Origin of the sequence: Bilifractor sp. LCP19S3_H10, from assembly GCF_052119185.1 — a bacterium.
Lineage (GTDB): Bacteria > Bacillota > Clostridia > Lachnospirales > Lachnospiraceae > Bilifractor.
On sequence record NZ_JBQKFT010000025.1, the window covers coordinates 1 to 17,004 of the forward strand.

Annotated in this window: 17 protein-coding genes, 1 tRNA gene, 1 rRNA gene and 1 other RNA gene; 19 read left to right on the forward strand and 1 reads right to left on the reverse strand. The window is 51.3% G+C overall.

Features of this window, described 5'->3' with window-relative positions:
• The 10 genes from ACTQZS_RS13735 to ACTQZS_RS13780 all read left to right on the forward strand — a co-directional run.
• A 23S ribosomal RNA gene (locus tag ACTQZS_RS13735) occupies positions 1 to 112 on the forward strand; the annotation flags it as partial.
• Positions 113 to 220: 108 nt separating this feature from the next.
• Positions 221 to 293 (forward strand) — tRNA-Asn (locus ACTQZS_RS13740).
• 318 nt (positions 294 to 611) lie between these two features.
• Positions 612 to 1,970: a GH1 family beta-glucosidase gene (locus tag ACTQZS_RS13745; protein WP_441476312.1), complete on the forward strand. Its 1,359-nt coding sequence runs from the start codon at positions 612 to 614 to the stop codon at positions 1,968 to 1,970.
• Between the two features lie 162 nt (positions 1,971 to 2,132).
• Positions 2,133 to 2,318, forward strand: coding sequence for a DUF6472 family protein (locus ACTQZS_RS13750; protein ID WP_441101365.1), 186 nt, complete (start codon positions 2,133 to 2,135; stop codon positions 2,316 to 2,318).
• A gap of 167 nt (positions 2,319 to 2,485) precedes the next feature.
• Positions 2,486 to 2,899 (forward strand): cytidine deaminase, encoded by a 414-nt coding sequence (locus tag ACTQZS_RS13755; protein WP_441476313.1) that lies wholly within the window; start codon positions 2,486 to 2,488, stop codon positions 2,897 to 2,899.
• 209 nt (positions 2,900 to 3,108) lie between these two features.
• Positions 3,109 to 4,068, forward strand: coding sequence for a radical SAM protein (locus ACTQZS_RS13760; RefSeq protein WP_441476314.1), 960 nt, complete (start codon positions 3,109 to 3,111; stop codon positions 4,066 to 4,068).
• Positions 4,069 to 4,169: 101 nt separating this feature from the next.
• On the forward strand, positions 4,170 to 4,970 hold the full coding sequence (gene proC, locus ACTQZS_RS13765; RefSeq protein ID WP_441476315.1) for a pyrroline-5-carboxylate reductase: 801 nt from the start codon (positions 4,170 to 4,172) through the stop codon (positions 4,968 to 4,970).
• 261 nt (positions 4,971 to 5,231) lie between these two features.
• Positions 5,232 to 5,795, forward strand: a complete 564-nt coding sequence (locus tag ACTQZS_RS13770) for a DJ-1 family glyoxalase III (RefSeq protein ID WP_441476316.1) — start codon at positions 5,232 to 5,234, stop codon at positions 5,793 to 5,795.
• A 60-nt stretch (positions 5,796 to 5,855) separates the two neighbouring features.
• Positions 5,856 to 6,113 carry a kinase gene (locus ACTQZS_RS13775; protein WP_441101370.1) on the forward strand — a complete coding sequence of 86 codons (258 nt, stop codon included), beginning with the start codon at positions 5,856 to 5,858 and terminating at the stop codon, positions 6,111 to 6,113.
• Between the two features lie 28 nt (positions 6,114 to 6,141).
• Entirely contained in the window at positions 6,142 to 6,864 is a 723-nt protein-coding gene (locus tag ACTQZS_RS13780; RefSeq protein WP_441476317.1) for an HAD family hydrolase, read from the forward strand.
• Positions 6,865 to 6,913: 49 nt separating this feature from the next.
• On the opposite strand, the gene ffs is transcribed toward ACTQZS_RS13780, so the two are convergent.
• An RNA gene (gene ffs / locus ACTQZS_RS13785) (signal recognition particle sRNA large type) lies at positions 6,914 to 7,177 on the reverse strand.
• A 191-nt stretch (positions 7,178 to 7,368) separates the two neighbouring features.
• Between ffs and ACTQZS_RS13790 the strand changes: the two genes are divergently transcribed.
• From ACTQZS_RS13790 to tig, 9 genes are all read left to right on the forward strand, one after another.
• Positions 7,369 to 8,448, forward strand: a complete 1,080-nt coding sequence (locus ACTQZS_RS13790; protein ID WP_441476318.1) for a 6-phosphofructokinase — start codon at positions 7,369 to 7,371, stop codon at positions 8,446 to 8,448.
• Between the two features lie 187 nt (positions 8,449 to 8,635).
• Positions 8,636 to 10,291 carry a DNA polymerase III subunit gamma/tau gene (gene dnaX / locus ACTQZS_RS13795; RefSeq protein WP_441476319.1) on the forward strand — a complete coding sequence of 552 codons (1,656 nt, stop codon included), beginning with the start codon at positions 8,636 to 8,638 and terminating at the stop codon, positions 10,289 to 10,291.
• On the forward strand, positions 10,284 to 10,634 hold the full coding sequence (locus tag ACTQZS_RS13800; protein ID WP_441476320.1) for a YbaB/EbfC family nucleoid-associated protein: 351 nt from the start codon (positions 10,284 to 10,286) through the stop codon (positions 10,632 to 10,634). The genes dnaX and ACTQZS_RS13800 overlap by 8 nt, the downstream gene beginning before the upstream one ends.
• Positions 10,634 to 11,230 (forward strand): recombination mediator RecR, encoded by a 597-nt coding sequence (gene recR / locus ACTQZS_RS13805; protein ID WP_441101375.1) that lies wholly within the window; start codon positions 10,634 to 10,636, stop codon positions 11,228 to 11,230. The genes ACTQZS_RS13800 and recR overlap by 1 nt, the downstream gene beginning before the upstream one ends.
• A gap of 216 nt (positions 11,231 to 11,446) precedes the next feature.
• On the forward strand, positions 11,447 to 12,289 hold the full coding sequence (locus ACTQZS_RS13810) for a transketolase (protein ID WP_441476321.1): 843 nt from the start codon (positions 11,447 to 11,449) through the stop codon (positions 12,287 to 12,289).
• Positions 12,277 to 13,215: a transketolase family protein gene (locus ACTQZS_RS13815; protein WP_441476322.1), complete on the forward strand. Its 939-nt coding sequence runs from the start codon at positions 12,277 to 12,279 to the stop codon at positions 13,213 to 13,215. Before ACTQZS_RS13810 ends, ACTQZS_RS13815 begins: the two co-directional genes overlap by 13 nt.
• A 182-nt stretch (positions 13,216 to 13,397) precedes the next feature.
• Positions 13,398 to 15,398: a DUF5711 family protein gene (locus ACTQZS_RS13820; protein ID WP_441476323.1), complete on the forward strand. Its 2,001-nt coding sequence runs from the start codon at positions 13,398 to 13,400 to the stop codon at positions 15,396 to 15,398.
• Between the two features lie 30 nt (positions 15,399 to 15,428).
• Positions 15,429 to 15,608, forward strand: coding sequence for a hypothetical protein (locus ACTQZS_RS13825; RefSeq protein ID WP_441476324.1), 180 nt, complete (start codon positions 15,429 to 15,431; stop codon positions 15,606 to 15,608).
• A 53-nt stretch (positions 15,609 to 15,661) separates the two neighbouring features.
• Positions 15,662 to 17,002: a trigger factor gene (gene tig, locus ACTQZS_RS13830; RefSeq protein ID WP_441476325.1), complete on the forward strand. Its 1,341-nt coding sequence runs from the start codon at positions 15,662 to 15,664 to the stop codon at positions 17,000 to 17,002.
• The last annotated feature ends 2 nt before the right edge of the window (positions 17,003 to 17,004 follow it).

The following is a 17,004-nucleotide window of genomic DNA, read 5'->3' on the forward strand; positions in this document are numbered from 1 at the left end:
TCCCATTCGAAAGAAGTAAGACCCCTTAAAGACGATAAGGTTGATAGGGCAGAGGTGGAAGTGCCGTAAGGCATGGAGCTGACTGTTACTAATCGGTCGAGGGTTTGACCTGAAGCATAAGTTGGAACGGAAAGAGGGGATCCGGAGACGGATTCCCGGGAAGAGTTTGTGTGTTCAGTTTTGAAGGTATGTACCTTCTCATAATAAGGAAATGAAATATTCCTCCTTAGCTCAGTCGGTAGAGCGCATGACTGTTAATCATGATGTCGGCGGTTCGAGTCCACCAGGGGGAGCTTGGTAGAGCCCGTAAATGTAATATTTACGGGCTTTTTTGTCATACATGGGGGGTATGGGTTTCGGACAGGGAATGTAAAACGTCATGCCCTGCAAGCAGGGCACACATACGGTATAAGCTGTGGAGACTTGTACATTTGGAGCAGAATCATGTATAATTTTGTATCAGAAGGCATAAAGTTGATGACCGGGTGAATATTCATGCGGTATATTGTGCTTACGCCGTACACAGTATAAACTGCAGACCAGCGAAGTGATGCAGGAACTTATGCATGTCGGGTATGGATCAATGATATTTTAGATATTAGGAGTCAGATATGGGATTTTCGAGGGATTTTGTTTGGGGAGCTGCGACCAGTGCGTATCAGATTGAAGGCGGCTCCAGTGGTACTGGAAAAGGAATGAATGTATGGGATGTATTTACGAAGGAACCGGGAAGAATATTTGATGGCCACACGGGTGACACGGCCTGTGATCATTATCATCGCTTTCGCGAGGATGTGAAGATCATGAAAGAGATCGGGTTGAAGGCATATCGTTTCTCGATCGACTGGTCCCGTGTGCTGCCCGAGGGAACCGGGCGGGTAAATGAGGAGGGCATCCGGTTTTACAGCGATCTGATTGATGAACTCCTGAAAAATGGCATTGAACCATATGTTACTTTATTCCATTGGGAACTGCCCTATGAGCTGTATAAAAAGGGCGGCTGGCTGAATCGGGACATCGCGGAATGGTTTGGAAATTACGCGCGGCTGATCACGGAAAGGTTCAGCGACAGAGTGACACATTTCTTCACCCTGAACGAGCCGCAGTGTTTTGTGGGACTGGGATATCTGAATGGAGTTCACGCGCCGGGACTGAAATGTCCGCTGCGCGATACCTTTGAGATGGCTCATAATGCGCTTCGCGCTCATGGACGCGCGGTTCAGGCGCTGCGACAGTACGCTAAACAGCCGCTGATTATCGGATATGCGCCGACAAGCGGAGTCATTTATCCGGCGAGTGAAAAAACTGAAGATGTTGAGGCAGCAAGAGAAAAATATTTTTCCCTGCAGGATGATGATTCCAACTGGACCTGGAACGTGACATGGTGGTCAGATCCTGTTCTGCTGGGACACTATCCGGAAGAAGGGATCATAAGATATGAGAAATATCTGCCGCGGATTACAGACGCAGATTTGAGGCTGATTTCCGAGCCGATCGACGTCTATGGACAGAATATCTATAACGGCAGGGCTTTTCGTAGGGGAGCCGATGGAAAGCCGGAGGAGGTGGAAAGAATCCCCGGGTATCCAAGAACAGCGTCAAACTGGCCGGTCACACCGGAATGTCTGTACTGGGGACCGAAGTTCCTTTATGAGAGATACAAGAAACCCATATACATCACCGAAAATGGCATGTCGTGTCATGACGTGGTTTCAGTCGACGGCAGAGTGCATGATCCGAACCGCATAGATTTTCTGACGCGTTATCTGCATGAATTGAAACGGGCGGCGGATGAGATTGATCTGCGGGGATATTTTCTGTGGTCACTGATGGATAATTTTGAATGGGCTCAAGGTTACTCAGAACGGTTTGGACTTGTTTATGTGAATTATAATACGCAGGAGCGGATAAAGAAGGATTCGGCATATTGGTACAACGATGTGATCCGGACAAATGGAGCCGGTCTTTGATTTACGCGAACAGTGAGCCGCAGCCGAATGCGAAGTATTCGTGTGCGGCGAGCGTCGCGATAGCGAGATAAAACTCGCGCAGCGTGTTTTATCTCGTTTTTTGCCTGTTGTCCGCCATCTGGCCGGGCAATTACATAATCATGCGATCAGAGGAGTAAAAGAATGGGATGGAAGGGAAGCTGTGATACGTGTGCGTATCTTATCTATGATGAAGACTTTGGGGAGTACCTGTGCGATATCAATATGGACGAGGATGATTTCTCAAGACTGATGCAGGATGAACATGCGGACTGCCCCTACTATCGCAATGGAGATGAGTACGCAGTAGCAAGGAAGCAGGGATTCTGATTTACGCGAACAGTGAGCCGCAGCCGAATGCGAAGTATTCGTGTGCGGCGAGCGTCGCGATAACGAGATAAAACTCGCACAGCGTGTTTTATCTCGTTGGAAATGCCCATATCGGATCCTATACTGTGCAGAATATCGTTACACTAATCGCAGACGGAGGAGAAGAAATGACAGGTGAACAGAATCTGATCAGGGAAGCTTATCTTGCCCGGGGAAACGCGTATGCTCCATACTCAAAGTTCCGGGTAGGAGCGGCGCTTCTAGGGAAAAGCGGGCGGATATATCGCGGATGCAATATTGAAAATGCTTCCTTTGGAGCCGGAATCTGTGCGGAACGGACTGCTTTTGCCAGAGCAATATCCGAAGGAGAGTTGGAATTTGTTGCGATTGCAATCACAGGAGGAGAAGACTCTGCGAAATCCTTTCATTACTGCCCGCCATGCGGTATCTGCCGTCAGGTAATGAGAGAGTTCTGCAGGCCGGAGTTTAAGATCATACTTGAGGATACAGAAAAGGGAATGCGTTGTTTTTCACTTGGCGAATTACTTCCGGAAAGCTTCGGGCCGGATTCTCTGGAGTAAAGGTGTCCTAAAAAAGAATTCGATGCCTGCAGGATTACATAAAAGCCTGCAGGATTTCATTTACGCGAACAGTGAGCCGCAGCTGAATGCGAAGTATTCGTGTGCGGCGAGCGTCGCGATAGCGAGATAAAACTCGCGCAGCGTGTTTTATCTCGTTAAAATAGAGACATCAGTTTATTTGAGTGTTAGGGATATAAGTGTATTTACATATGCATGATCAGAAAAAAATCAATGAGGAATCGGCGTTTCTTTCACAATACATGAAGTCGTGCCGGATCTGTCCGAGACGATGCGGAGCGGATCGGGAGAACGGAAAAACGGGAGTCTGCGGTGTGCCCGCCGATTTGTATGTGACAAGAGCCGCACTGCATTTCTGGGAGGAACCCTGTATCTCCGGGAGTAAGGAGAACGGGACCGCAAATGGATCGGGAACAGTTTTTTTCTCCGGATGCTCTTTGAAGTGTGTTTATTGTCAGAATTACGAGATTGCGCACGCGAGGACGGGGAAGAAAATCACGGTCGACAGGCTGGCCGAAATCTTTCTGGAGCTCCAGGACAAGAAAGCCAATAATATCAACCTGGTGACACCGACGCAGTATGTGCCGCAGATTGTCCTTGCGGCAGATAGGGCACGGAAAATGGGACTTAAGATTCCGTTTGTGTGCAACTGCGGAGGATATGAAGATCCCGGGACACTGCGGCTTCTGGATGGTATCATCGACATCTATCTGACAGATTTTAAATATATGGAGGCCGATCTGGCAAAGAAGTATTCCGGAGCGGAAGATTATCCGGAATGGGCGGCCCGATCACTGGCGGAGATGTACAGACAGTGTCCGGAATCTGTTTTTTCCGAGGATGGTCTGATGAAAAGGGGGATCATCGTAAGAAATCTTCTGCTTCCCGGACATGTCCGAAACTCAAAGAAGGTGGTAGAATATGTCTGGACAAACTATGGAGACAGAGTATGGCTCAGCCTGATGAATCAGTACACGCCCTTTGAGAGGATTCGGGACAGGTATCCGGAGATCAGCAGAAAGGTAACACGGAGAGAATACGACGCGCTTATTGATTATGCGCTGGAGCTTGGCGTTGAGAATGCGTTTATTCAGGAGGGCGGTACTGCGGAGGAGAGCTTCATTCCTTCATTTGACGGAGAGGGCGTCTGAGATGAAGAAACACCGGTTCGGGCAGCAGAGATTCTGCTGAATCACTATTGAAACGGTCGGATACAGGAAAGTCGGAATTGCGACAGAAAAGAGGTATCAGGATGGATATTAAAATCGGATTTATCGGCTGCGGAAATATGGCAGGCGCGATGATCGGAGGAATTCTGAAGAAGAAGCTTGTGCCTGCCGGGAATATCATGGCATCGGCAAAGAGCAGAGAAACGGTAGAAAAAGCGGAAAAACAGTTTTCCATCGCGGCGACGCAGAACAACATCGAAGTCGCGGAATTTTCAGACGTCCTTGTTCTTGCGGTGAAGCCTGTATACATGGAGGAGGTGGTCCGTGAGATTGCGGATCATGTGCGTGAAGATACAATTGTGGTAACGCTTGCGCCGGGCAAGACGCTGCAATGGCTGAGGGAGACTTTCGGAAGACCGATCAAAATTGTGAGAACCATGCCGAACACGCCTGCTCTCGTAGGCGAGGGCATGACAGCGCTCTGTCCCGATGATTCTGTGACCGATGAGGATCTCAAGGTTGTGCGGGAGATTTTCGAAAGCTTCGGGCGCTGTGAGATTGTGAAGGAAAATATGATGGATATCGTTACCGGAGTGAGCGGAAGTTCTCCGGCCTATGCGTTCCTCTTTATAGAAGCACTGGCGGATGCTGCTGTACACGATGGAATGCCGAGGAAACAGGCATATGAGTTCGCGGCGCAGACGCTGCTTGGAAGTGCGAAGATGGTTCTTGAAACCGGAAAGCATCCGGGTGAGCTGAAGGATATGGTGTGCTCTCCGGGTGGGACGACGATCGAGGCGGTTCGTGTGCTGGAAGAGAAGGGATTTCGAAGTGCGGTAATAGAAGCTACGCTGGCCTGCATTGACAAGGCAGGAAAATTATAACCCAATCTGAAGTCTCGCACGCAGGAGTGCACAATGTCCGGTTCGCACCATGAAAAATTATTGTGGTTTCCGGGATACAGTGCGGCAGGACATGATATCAATAAACAAATGTGCTCCGGGATTATGTGTGGGAGGACGGCAGATCGACAAGCGAACGTGCTCCGCGTACGGGCGTCAGAATACGGGAAAGTTTCAGAAAGAATAATAAAGAATAATTCAGAAATAATAACTCAGAAAGAATGACTCAGAAAGGATAAGACTATGGCTAAGGTATATGTATTTCTTGCGGACGGTCTCGAGGAGGTCGAGGCCATGACACCGGTTGATGTTCTCAGAAGAGCAGGAAATGAAGTGATTACGGTCTCTGTCATGGGCAGAAAATGGATCAGGGGTTCTCACAAAATCTATCTTGAGGCGGACCGTCTGATTCAGGAGGTAAAGTGCGAGGATGGTGATCTGTACGTTCTCCCCGGCGGAGGCGAAGGTACAAAGAACCTTGCGGAAAACCATGAACTTGCGCAGATCCTGAACAGCGCGTATATCTCCGGCAGTCATATCGCAGCGATCTGCGCAGCACCGTCGATCTTTGGAAAGATGGGATTTCTGGAAAGCAGAAAGGCTACGGTATATCCCGGGATGGAAGACACTCTGACCGGAGCAGAATATCAGGATGTGCCGGTTGTTACGGACGATAATGTTACCACCGGTCACGGTCCCGGGGCTGCCTTTGATTTCGCATTTGAGCTCGTGCGGATCCTGAACGGGGAAAACAGTGCGAGAGAGCTGAAGAAACAGATGGTATTTCAGCACGAGACGGTAGTGTGACAGGAAAAACAGATGATATTTTTCGCACACGGCAGCGCGACGGGAGAATAACAGATTGTCATGAGACTGGAGAAGATTCAGAAGCTTTTAAGGGAAAAGGAATATCCGTTTACATATGCGGAGGATGACGGTGTAGGCAGTATTGATTTCATCGACCGCGGGCTGTCCTATCATATCTGGGAATTCCGGAATGATGACGGCAGCTGCGGGGCGGAGACCAACCTTATGCACGCGGGGCATATGGAGGAAGTGACCGGAGATTACGAGAACGAGATCTGCAGGACACTGGAGATCTTTGACAATCGTCAGGGCATGTAGTTTTCAGGGCGGGGAGGATGAGAATCCGTTGAGCTGGAAGGAGATCGAATCAAAAATCATACAGAGAAGGCCGTGGCCGCATGCCGTTATTTTTGACATGGATGGTCTTATGTATCGGACGGAGCAGATGATCCGGGAAGCATGGGACATTGTCGGACCGGATATTGTCGGACATCCGCTCGGGGATGAGATTTTTCATACAATGGGTATGAACCGGGCATTGCGGGTCGAGTATTTTCATGGAAAATTCGGAATGGATTTTCCGTATGAGAAGTTTGAGAAAAAATACAAGGCCATCGTGACACGAAAAAAGCTGACCGAGGGAATTCCGGTTCAGACAGGTCTCTTTGAATTGCTTCAGTTCCTCTCGAATGAAAAAATTCCGATGGTGCTTGCCACCGGATCAAGCAGCGGACATACGTACCTGAACCTGGCGGTCACCCGGACACCGAACGTTTTTTGTTCCGTGATCTGCGGTGACATGGTCAGAGCCGCGAAGCCGGACCCATTCATTTACCGGCTTTCGTGTCAGAAGCTCGGAATGAAGCCGGAGGAAACACTGGTTCTGGAGGATTCTGTCAATGGCGTGAAGGCCGGGGTCGCAGCGGGAACACCGGTGATCATGGTACCGGACCTGCAGAAAAATACTGCTGCGGTCGACGGCATGTATCTTCAGAAAATGTCATCTCTGCTGGACGTTCGGGACTACATACGCGACAGATATCAGCTGCGGGACAAAAAGCAGATCTAAAGAGGGAGAAATTTGGCGGTCGGAATCAGGTGCCGGAAAAATAGAAATACCGCGCGCATCCCGTCGATCCGTCCCCCACATGCGTTACTTCTGCAGTTAACTCGGCCCAGGCGACCCTACGTCACACGAAAGGTTCTGCTTAGTGCTGCTGCATTCCTGCCCTGACACGGTTCACAGATTTCCGTTGCGTAAGACCCGGACGTCATCGTCACTTACAGAAGGCAGCCACGAAAGGACTAAGGCCTCTGTTCAGCATCACCCCTGCTATAGCGGATTGCAGGTACAGGGAGCCGCTGCTTCCCCGGTTGCGCGGATAATGTGAAGTATAACGTCTTTGCGTACAAAAGTCAACGGGGCTTTGCCAGTTGCAGTCCAACACGTAGGTTTGCCGGTTGCAGACCAACAGAAACTATTCTTGTGTGAGAAAGGGATTTATTTTATAATAAGGGAAGCAAAACGGTGAGGCATGAAGCGAGTCGATTGCACTCAGGAAAGGACAAAAGTATGATGAGAATTGGTATGTTGACAAGCGGAGGCGACTGTCAGGCTCTGAATGCTACTATGCGGGGCGTAGTTAAGGGCCTTGCGAATAATCTGGATGAGCTGGAAGTCTATGGTTTTATGAATGGATACAAGGGTCTCATCTACGGCGATTACCGGATGCTGACGGATCACGATTTTTCTGGTATCCTTACCCGAGGCGGTACAATTCTCGGCACATCCCGTCAGCCGTTTAAACTGATGAGAGAGCCGGATGAGAATGGCCTCGACAAGGTGGAAGCCATGAAGCAGAACTATTATAAGCTTCGCCTCGACTGCCTGGTGATTCTCGGCGGAAACGGAACCCAGAAGACAGCAAATCTTCTCCGTGAAGAAGGCTTGAACATCATTCATCTTCCGAAAACGATTGATAACGACATCTACGGAACGGATATGACCTTCGGTTTTTACAGTGCGGTGGACATCGCGACAAACGCGATTGACTGCATTCATACGACGGCATCTTCTCACAACAGGGTTTTCATTGTAGAAGTGATGGGGCATAAGGTAGGCTGGCTGACTCTTTACGCAGGAATTGCCAGCGGCGCGGATGTGATTCTGATCCCGGAAATCCCTTACGACATCAGCAAGATCATCGATGCGATCAACAAGCGGAAGATGCGCGGAAGCGGATTCACCATCCTTGCGGTTGCCGAAGGAGCGATTCCAAAAGAGATCGCCGCGCTTCCAAAGAAGGAAGCCAAGAAGAAAATGGCGGAGATCGCGAAACAGTTCCCGTCGATTTCTTATAAGATCGCTGATGATATCTTCAAGGAGACCGGCATGGAAATCCGGGTGACGGTTCCCGGTCATATGCAGAGAGGAGGAAGCCCCTGCGCGTACGACCGAATTCTTTCCACAAGAATCGGATCTGAGGCAGCCAAGCTGATCCTTGAAAGACAGTACGGTTATATGGTTGCGCTCGTCAACGGAAAGATCAAGAAGATACCGCTTGAGGATGTTGCAGGCAAGCTTAAGACGGTTGATCCGTCATGCCAGGAAATCAGCGACGCGAAGCGAATTGGAATTTCGTTCGGAGACTGATGCGCGGCAATCCGGAAATCAGCGGCGCGAAGCGAATTGGAATCTCGTTCGAAGACTGATGCGCGGCAATCACAGAGAATAGAAAAAGGAAAATGCTCCCGCTGGCGGGCCGGCAGAGATGCCGCTCCGACGGGAGCAATTTATCGTTTCGACCGAAGTGTGCAACAGGTATTTAAGGAGTATTTGAATGAGCTATACTGCTCTGTATCGAAAGTTCCGGCCGACTACCTTCGATGAGGTAAAGGGTCAGGATCATATCGTCACGACATTAAAGAACCAGCTGAAGGCAGGGAGAATTGGTCATGCCTACCTGTTCTGCGGAACCCGTGGTACCGGCAAGACAACCGTCGCAAAAATTCTCGCGAGGGCGGTAAACTGCGAATCCCCGCGGGAGGACGGAAGTCCGTGCAATGCGTGCGAAACCTGCAGGGAGATTTTGAACGGAACCTCGGGCAATGTGATTGAGATAGACGCGGCTTCCAATAACGGCGTGGATAATATCCGGGAAATCCGTGAGGAGGTTCAGTACCGGCCAACAAGGGGCAGATACAAGGTTTACATCATAGACGAGGTGCACATGCTTTCCACCGGTGCCTTTAACGCTCTGCTGAAGACACTGGAGGAGCCGCCGGAATATGTGATTTTTATTCTTGCTACGACAGAGGTCAACAAGATCCCGGTTACAATTCTTTCCAGGTGTCAGAGATATAATTTCCACCGCATTACGATCGACACGATTGCGTCCAGACTGCAGGAGCTTCTGCAAAAAGAGGGTGTAGAGGCGGAGGAAAAAGCCATCCGCTATGTGGCGAAAGCTGCGGACGGCTCTATGCGAGACGCCCTGAGTCTGCTGGATCAGTGCATCGCTTTTTATCTCGGAGAAAAGCTTACCTATGAAAAAGTTCTCGATGTGCTGGGAACGGTCGACACAGAGGTATTCAGCAGACTTCTGCGAAGGGTTATTGATGGCGACGCTTCGGGAGCCATCCGGATTCTCAATGAGATGGTCCGCAACGGCAAGGAGATGGGGCAGCTGGTGACAGACTTCACATGGTATCTGCGAAACCTGATGCTGGTGCAGAATTCCGATGATCTGGAGGATGTTCTTGATGTTTCCGCGGAGAATCTCAGGCAGCTGAAAGAGGAAAGCACAATGATTGACAGCAACGGTCTGATGCGGTACATTCGTATATTGTCAGACCTGAGCAATCAGCTTCGTTTTGCCGCACAGAAGCAGATCCTGACGGAAACTGCTCTGATCCGGCTCTGCAGGCCGCAGATGGATACGGATCTGTCCGGTGTGCTGGACCGGATTCGTCAGCTGGAGAAAAAACTGGAAGGCGGGACATTTGTACAGGCAGCTCCCGCTGGTTCCGCCGGGGAAGCGGCGAATATGCCTGGGAGAGGGACAAACCCGGAACATCCGGAAAAACCTGCCGCTGTCAGGGCCGCGCCGGAAGATCTGCGACGGATCCGGGCAGAATGGAAAAAAATCGCGGGAATGACCCGTGAACCTCTGCATGCCTACCTGGAGAAGGCGGTTCCCAAATATGACAGCGCCAGCGGCAGCAACGTGCTGTATCTGTCCATGGAAGATGATATCAGCCGCACGCAGGTAAATGACGAGTCCCGCAAGGAAGAGCTGAAGGCGGTCATTCGTGAGCTGACCGGCAGGGAGGTTGAAATTGAGGCCGTCGCGCCGGATGAAGGCGGTGAAAAGAAACTGACGGATATCCCGGTTGAGGAGATGCTGGAGGCAGAGATCCAGGGTATCCCGATCGAAGAGGAAGACGATGACGACGGTGAGGAACCGTACGATTATGAAGGAGGCTCCTATGAGTAAGAGAGGCGGATTTCAGGGCGGAATGCCCGGAAACATGAATAATCTGATGAAGCAGGCACAGCGGATGCAGCGCAAGCTTGAGGAACAGGCTAAGGAGATGGAAACCAGAGAGTTTACCTCTGCTGCGGGAGGCGGAGCGGTCAAGGTAACGGTTACCGGAAAAAGAGAGGTAACAAAGGTTGAGATTGACCCGGAGGCGGTTGATCCCGAGGACGTGGAGATGCTGGAAGATCTGATCGTCGCTGCGACGAACGAAGCCCTGCGTCAGGTAGAGACTGCGCAGGCTGAGCAGATGGGAAGCATCACCGGAGGCATGAGCGGCCTCGGAGGTCTTGGCTTTTAATGGCGTATTACAGCGAAAATATTTCAAAGCTGATTGAACAGCTGGGAAGGCTGCCGGGCATCGGGCCGAAGTCCGCGCAGAGACTCGCATTCTACATCATCAATATGCCGGAGGACCAGGTGAAGGAGCTGTCAGGCTCGATCATCAATGCGAAGGAGAAGGTACATTACTGCAGGATCTGCGGCAATCTGACCGATCAGGAGCTCTGCCCGATCTGCGCGGATCCGAACCGCAACCACCGGCAGATTATGGTGGTCGAAAATACCAGAGACCTCGCGGCGTATGAGAAAACGCAGAAATACACCGGCGTTTACCATGTGCTTCAGGGAGCAATTTCCCCGATGCTCGGGATCGGTCCGGAGGACATACGGCTGAAGGAACTGATGCAGCGGCTCCAGGGGGACGTTGATGAGGTCATCATTGCGACTAATTCCTCGCTGGAGGGAGAGACGACCGCAATGTATATCAGCAAGCTGATCAAGCCGACGGGAATACGGACGACGAGGATCGCAAGCGGTGTTCCGGTCGGGGGCGACCTGGAATATATCGATGAGGTTACGCTTCTGAGGGCCCTGGAAGGCCGGACGGAGCTCTGATGAGACTTTGAAATCGTACCCCTTTCAACAGTGTAATAACCGGTACGATACTGCACCGCATAGGAAAGAACGGCGCTATACTGCACCGCACAGGAAAGAATGGTACGATACTGTATCAAATACGAAAAAAAGGTATGATACTGTACCGTACACGGTAGAATCTACGGATTGCACGGCGTTTCGCGCCAAGGCAATTCTACAGGAACAGGAGTAAAAATGGAAAATCTGGAATTACAGAAAATTGCAAATGAAGTCCGCCAGGACATCGTAACCGCCGTACATTCCGCGAAATCCGGCCATCCGGGCGGGTCTCTCGGAGCGGCGGATATTTTTACCTATCTGTATTTTGAGGAGCTGAAGAACATTGATCCGCACGATCCGAAGAAGCCGGACCGTGACCGCTTTGTGCTCTCCAAAGGCCACTGCGCGCCGGGGCTGTACTCCGTTCTGGCGGAAAGGGGCTACTTCCCGAAGGAGGATCTCGTCACCCTCCGCCATGTGGGTTCCTATCTGCAGGGACATCCGAACATGAACGACACTCCAGGTGTGGACATGTCCACGGGATCGCTCGGACAGGGCGTTTCTGTCGCCTGCGGAATGGCACTCGCAGCGAAGCTGTCCGGAGAAAGCTATCATGTATACACACTGCTCGGAGATGGTGAGTGCGAGGAGGGCGAGGTCTGGGAGGCCGCGATGTTCGCGGGCGATAAGAAGCTGGACAACCTGACTGTAATTGTGGACTACAACAATCTCCAGATCGACGGAACCCTGGAGGAGGTCAATTCACCTCTTCCACTCGACCGGAAGTTTGAATCCTTCCGTTTTCACGTCATCTCCGTGGCGGACGGAAACGACTTTGATCAGCTCCGCGCCGCTTTCCGCGAGGCAGCACAGATCAAGGGCATGCCGACGGCGATCATCTGCAGAACCGTGAAAGGAAAAGGTGTCTCCTATATGGAGAACAACTGCGGCTGGCACGGCAAGGCACCGAATGACGAGGAGTACGCGCAGGCAATGGAAGAACTGAAGAAAGCAGGTGAAGCATTATGTCAGAAGTAAAAAAAATCGCCACCCGGGAGAGCTACGGAAACGCTCTGGTGGAGCTCGGAAAGAAGCACGACGACCTGGTGGTTCTGGACGCGGATCTTGCGGGAGCGACCAAGACAGGAATTTTTAAGAAGGCTTTCCCGGAGCGCCATATTGACTGCGGAATTGCCGAGGGCAACATGATGGCCGTTGCGGCGGGACTTGCCGCTGCGGGAATGGTTCCGTTCGCGAGCAGCTTTGCCATGTTCGCGGCGGGACGCGCGTACGAGCAGGTCAGAAACTCCATCGGCTACCCCCACCTGAATGTAAAGATCGGCGCGACACACGCTGGAATTTCTGTCGGAGAAGACGGAGCGTCCCACCAGTGCCTGGAGGATATCGCGCTGATGCGCGTGATCCCGGGAATGACCGTCATCGTTCCGTCGGACGACATCGAGGCACGGGCGGCCGTCGAGGCAGCATATGCGTACAAGGGACCGGTATATCTGCGGTTCGGACGTCTGGCGGTTCCGGTGATCAATGACAGACCGGACTACCGGTTTGAAATCGGAAAAGGCATCACCCTTCGTGAGGGAAAGGATGTGACCATCGTTGCGACAGGACTGGAGGTGCAGTCGGCGCTTGAGGCCGCACAGAAGCTTGCGGCGGATGGCATCGATGCCGAGGTGATCAACATTCACACGATCAAGCCGCTGGATGAGGAGCTGATCCTTGCGTCCGCGAATAAGACCGGGCGGGTTGTCACCGTGGAGGAACACTCTGTGATCGGAGGACTCGGCGGAGCGGTCTGCGAGGCACTTTCCGCGAAGGCACCGGTTCCGGTGCTCCGGATCGGAGTCAACGACGTATTCGGCGAGTCCGGACCGGCTGTGGAGCTTCTCCACAAGTACCGTCTCGACGGGGAAGGTTTATATAGCCAGATCCGCGCGTGGCTTTGATGCGGAGGATGAGCTGACCGGCGCACGCAGGAAGATTGTCCCGGCATTACCGGCACGTGGGTCTGATGCGGAGGACGAGCTGACCGGCGCACGCAGGAAGATTGTCCCGGCAGTACCCGCGCGTAGCTTTGAGAAAAGGAAGACCGGAGATTGTTGGCCGGAGAACGGATGAAAGGCTGTGAATGAGTGAAGAAGTGAAAAATACAACCGGAGAGGAGAGGGAAATCCCGAAACAACCGGACAGCAATTCTGCGGATGTGACTTCGAAAGAAAGCCCGCAGAAGACACCAGAAAGCCCGCAGAAGACACCCGATATTTCGGAGAAGAAAACCCTGGAAAGACCGGAAGAGAAAACCCCGGAAGGACCGGCAGGGAAAATCCCGGAGAGGCCGGATGAGAACTCTCCGGAGAAGCCGGAAGAGAAAACCCCGGAAGGACCGGTAGGGAAAATCCCGGAGAGGCCGGATGAGAACTCTCCGGAGAAGCCGGAAGAGAAAGCCACGGGCAGACCGGCAGAGAAATCTCCGGACATTCCGAAAGAGAAAACTCCGGATGAACCGGAAGAAAATTCCACAGACAGATCTGTGGAGAAGAATGCAGACATTCGTGAGAACAGCGCACCGGAACAACCGGGAGAAAATCAGGGTGATCATCCGGAGAACGAGACAGGAAAACCTGCAGATGATCCGGAGAAGAAAACGTCGGATATTCTGAAGAAGAACGGACGGGGAAAAACCCCGGGCGAAAGTTCAGAAAGATCTGGCAGAGAAGACAGATCTGCTGATGAGGATGAACCGATTTCAGAAGATATGTCATTTCCAGAAGATGAGCAGTTTTCAGAAGACGAGTTGCTTTCAGAAGATGAGGGATTCTTTGATGAAGACGAAGAACCCGTAAGCAGGGGATTCCATTTTCATTTTCGCTTCCCGAAAATCCGGATCCGTACCAAAAAGATAGCGGAGCAGGAAAAAGCACGCAGGCTCTCTGAAGAATCTGTACTTTCCGGAGAATCGGATGAAACAGAGGAAGCGGGCGGTGCCGGGGATAATACGCGGCAGGAGGAACATGTTATCTGGATTCCTGCCGGACTTGCTGCAGTTATTATCATTGTGGCAGTGGTTGTCGTGTCTGCGCTGGGCGCAATCTTCGGTACTGTTTACTGGAAGTACAGGGGCTATGAGGTGGTGGATTCCAGAAAGCAGGAAGATACCATGTCCGCCTCTTACTGCAGCGCGGGAGACAATATTCTGCGGTACAGTACGGACGGAGCCTCTCTGATCAGTCGGTCCGGGACAGCCCTGTGGGACGTCAGTTATTCAATGAACGATCCGGAAGTGGCTCTGTGCGGCGATATCATGGCCGTGTATGACAGGGACGGGACAAATATTGTGGTCTGTGACGCGTCCGGGGAAATTGGAACGATGTCAACCAGTCTCCCGATTGTCCGCGCCAAAGTGTGTGAAACCGGGGCTGTAGCCGCTCTGATGCAGGACAGCAGCAATGCCTATGTGGAATATTATGATAAAAAGGGCGCGAAGATTGCCACGATCAAAACCTCTATGGACAATCCGGGATTCCCTCTTGACATAGCACTCTCCGACGACGGTCAGAACATTGCCGTGTCATATCTGAGCTATGACAGCTCCGGTCAGAAGTCCATTGTGCGGTTCTATAATTTCGGCAGTGCCGGTCAGAATCAGATGGACAACCGTATCGCCGACTTTCAGTACAGCAATGTGATCATACCGCAGCTGGAATATCTGGATTCCCAGACTTGTGTCGCGTTCCGGTCGGATGGCTTCTCTGTGTACGGCGGCGAAAGTTCTGTCAAAGAGACGGCAACGGTTTCCACTGATCAGAAGATACAGAGCGTTTTTCACGACGCCACCAGAATCGGGATGATTGTAAACGCCGCAGACTCCGGGGATTTCGATCTCCTCGTTTACAATACCGCCGGCAGGCAGCTGCTGGACAGGGAATTTAATTTCGCCTACCGCTCTGTTGAATTTACCGGAGATGAAATCAGTCTGTACAATGGAGCAAAGATCTGCGTCTTCAATATGTACGGCGTGGAAAAATTCAACGGAAGCTACAACGGTACTCCGCAGGAAATTTTTTCTATAGGGAAGCACAGATACGTTGTTGTGAAGGAAAATTCGTTGGATATGATCCGTCTGAAGTAGATTTGTGTCCTTGAAGAACAACTGAAGGGAATGAAAGCAGCAACCGGCGGATTCGCAGGCAATTACGGCACCCGGCGGATTTGCAAGCAATTCTTGCGTTTTAAAATTGTTTATGATATACTCACTAAATGGCTGCGTAGCCATGGAAATGCGCTATTATTCAGCCTTTTTGGCATACCGGAAGGTTTGCCGTCGGGGCTGATGCTTTAATAAGCTATGAATGCCGAGAGAATTTTTATTCATATAAGGAGGATTTGACAAGAATGAGCGTCAAAGTAGAAAACCTGGAGAAGAGCATGGCAAAGCTCACCATCGAAGTATCCGCTGAGGAATTCGAGAAAGCAATGCAGAATGCATATCAGAAACAGAAAAAGAATATCAGCATTCCCGGATTCCGTAAGGGAAAAGTTCCGAGACAGATGATCGAAAAGATGTATGGTCCGGGAGTTTTCTATGAAGACGCGGCAAATTCAATCCTTCCTTCCGCATATGCTGACGCTGCGAAGGAGAGCGGACTTGATATCGTATCACAGCCGAAGATCGACGTTACACAGATCGAGAAGGGCAAGGATTTCATCTTCACCGCTGAGGTAGCGGTAAAGCCTGATGTTGTTCTCGGCGAGTACAAGGGTGTCGAGGTTCCGAAGACCGATACTTCCGTAACAGATGAGGAAGTTGAGAAGGAACTTGAGGCTGATCAGAAGAAGAATGCCCGCGAGGTTACCCTTGAGGATGATCAGGAAGCGGCAAAGGATGATGTCCTTACTCTGGATTATGCGGGAACCGTTGACGGCGTTGCCTTTGACGGCGGCACAGCAAAGGATCAGACTTTGAAGCTCGGCTCCAATACCTTTATTCCGGGATTTGAGGATCAGCTCATCGGCGCAAAAACCGGCGAGACCAGAGTAGTAAAGGTTACATTCCCTGAAGATTACCATGCAGAGGATCTGAAGGGCAAGGACGCAGAGTTCACCTGCACGGTCAAGAAAATCGTACGCACCGAGCTGGATGAGCTGAATGACGAATATGCGCAGGATCACTCCGAGTTTGATACTCTGGATGAGTACAAGGCAGATCTCAAAAAGCAGATCACAGAGCGCAAGGAAAAAGAAGCAAAGCAGGCCAGAAAGGACAATGGAGTATCCAAGGCGGCTTCCAATGCCACCATCGAGATCCCGGAGGCAATGCTTGACACCCGTGCCGATGAGATGGTTCAGAATTTTGCGAGAAGACTGCAGGCACAGGGAATGTCTCTGGAGCAGTACATGAAGTATACCGGCGCGGATGTAAACCAGATGCGCGCGCAGGTAAAGCCTCAGGCAGAGATTCAGATCAGAAATGAGCTGGTTCTCGAGAAGATCGCGGAGACCGAGAAGATCGAAGTGACCGATGAGGATGTGAATAAGGAAATTGAGAATATGGCGAAAGCCTACAACATGAAGGTTGAGGATATCTCCAAGCTCATCGATGACGAGCAGAAGGAGAGCATCCGCAAAGAACTCGCCGTTCAGAAGGCTGCAGATCTGATTGCTGACAATGCCGTTGAGGTAGAGAAGAAGGAAGAGGAAGCAGCACCGGCTGAGGAGAAGAAAGAAGAGGAATAATA

Bases quoted from the DNA above. Each gene is read 5' to 3' on its own strand.
- ACTQZS_RS13745 (WP_441476312.1), top strand. From the start codon at position 612: ATGGGATTTTCGAGGGATTTTGTTTGGGGAGCTGCGACCAGTGCGTAT.
- ACTQZS_RS13750 (WP_441101365.1), top strand. From the start codon at position 2,133: ATGGGATGGAAGGGAAGCTGTGATACGTGTGCGTATCTTATCTATGAT.
- ACTQZS_RS13755 (WP_441476313.1), top strand. From the start codon at position 2,486: ATGACAGGTGAACAGAATCTGATCAGGGAAGCTTATCTTGCCCGGGGA.
- ACTQZS_RS13760 (WP_441476314.1), top strand. From the start codon at position 3,109: ATGCATGATCAGAAAAAAATCAATGAGGAATCGGCGTTTCTTTCACAA.
- proC (WP_441476315.1), top strand. From the start codon at position 4,170: ATGGATATTAAAATCGGATTTATCGGCTGCGGAAATATGGCAGGCGCG.
- ACTQZS_RS13770 (WP_441476316.1), top strand. From the start codon at position 5,232: ATGGCTAAGGTATATGTATTTCTTGCGGACGGTCTCGAGGAGGTCGAG.
- ACTQZS_RS13775 (WP_441101370.1), top strand. From the start codon at position 5,856: ATGAGACTGGAGAAGATTCAGAAGCTTTTAAGGGAAAAGGAATATCCG.
- ACTQZS_RS13790 (WP_441476318.1), top strand. From the start codon at position 7,369: ATGATGAGAATTGGTATGTTGACAAGCGGAGGCGACTGTCAGGCTCTG.
- dnaX (WP_441476319.1), top strand. From the start codon at position 8,636: ATGAGCTATACTGCTCTGTATCGAAAGTTCCGGCCGACTACCTTCGAT.
- ACTQZS_RS13800 (WP_441476320.1), top strand. From the start codon at position 10,284: ATGAGTAAGAGAGGCGGATTTCAGGGCGGAATGCCCGGAAACATGAAT.
- recR (WP_441101375.1), top strand. From the start codon at position 10,634: ATGGCGTATTACAGCGAAAATATTTCAAAGCTGATTGAACAGCTGGGA.
- ACTQZS_RS13810 (WP_441476321.1), top strand. From the start codon at position 11,447: ATGGAAAATCTGGAATTACAGAAAATTGCAAATGAAGTCCGCCAGGAC.
- ACTQZS_RS13815 (WP_441476322.1), top strand. From the start codon at position 12,277: ATGTCAGAAGTAAAAAAAATCGCCACCCGGGAGAGCTACGGAAACGCT.
- ACTQZS_RS13820 (WP_441476323.1), top strand. From the start codon at position 13,398: ATGAGTGAAGAAGTGAAAAATACAACCGGAGAGGAGAGGGAAATCCCG.
- ACTQZS_RS13825 (WP_441476324.1), top strand. From the start codon at position 15,429: ATGAAAGCAGCAACCGGCGGATTCGCAGGCAATTACGGCACCCGGCGG.
- tig (WP_441476325.1), top strand. From the start codon at position 15,662: ATGAGCGTCAAAGTAGAAAACCTGGAGAAGAGCATGGCAAAGCTCACC.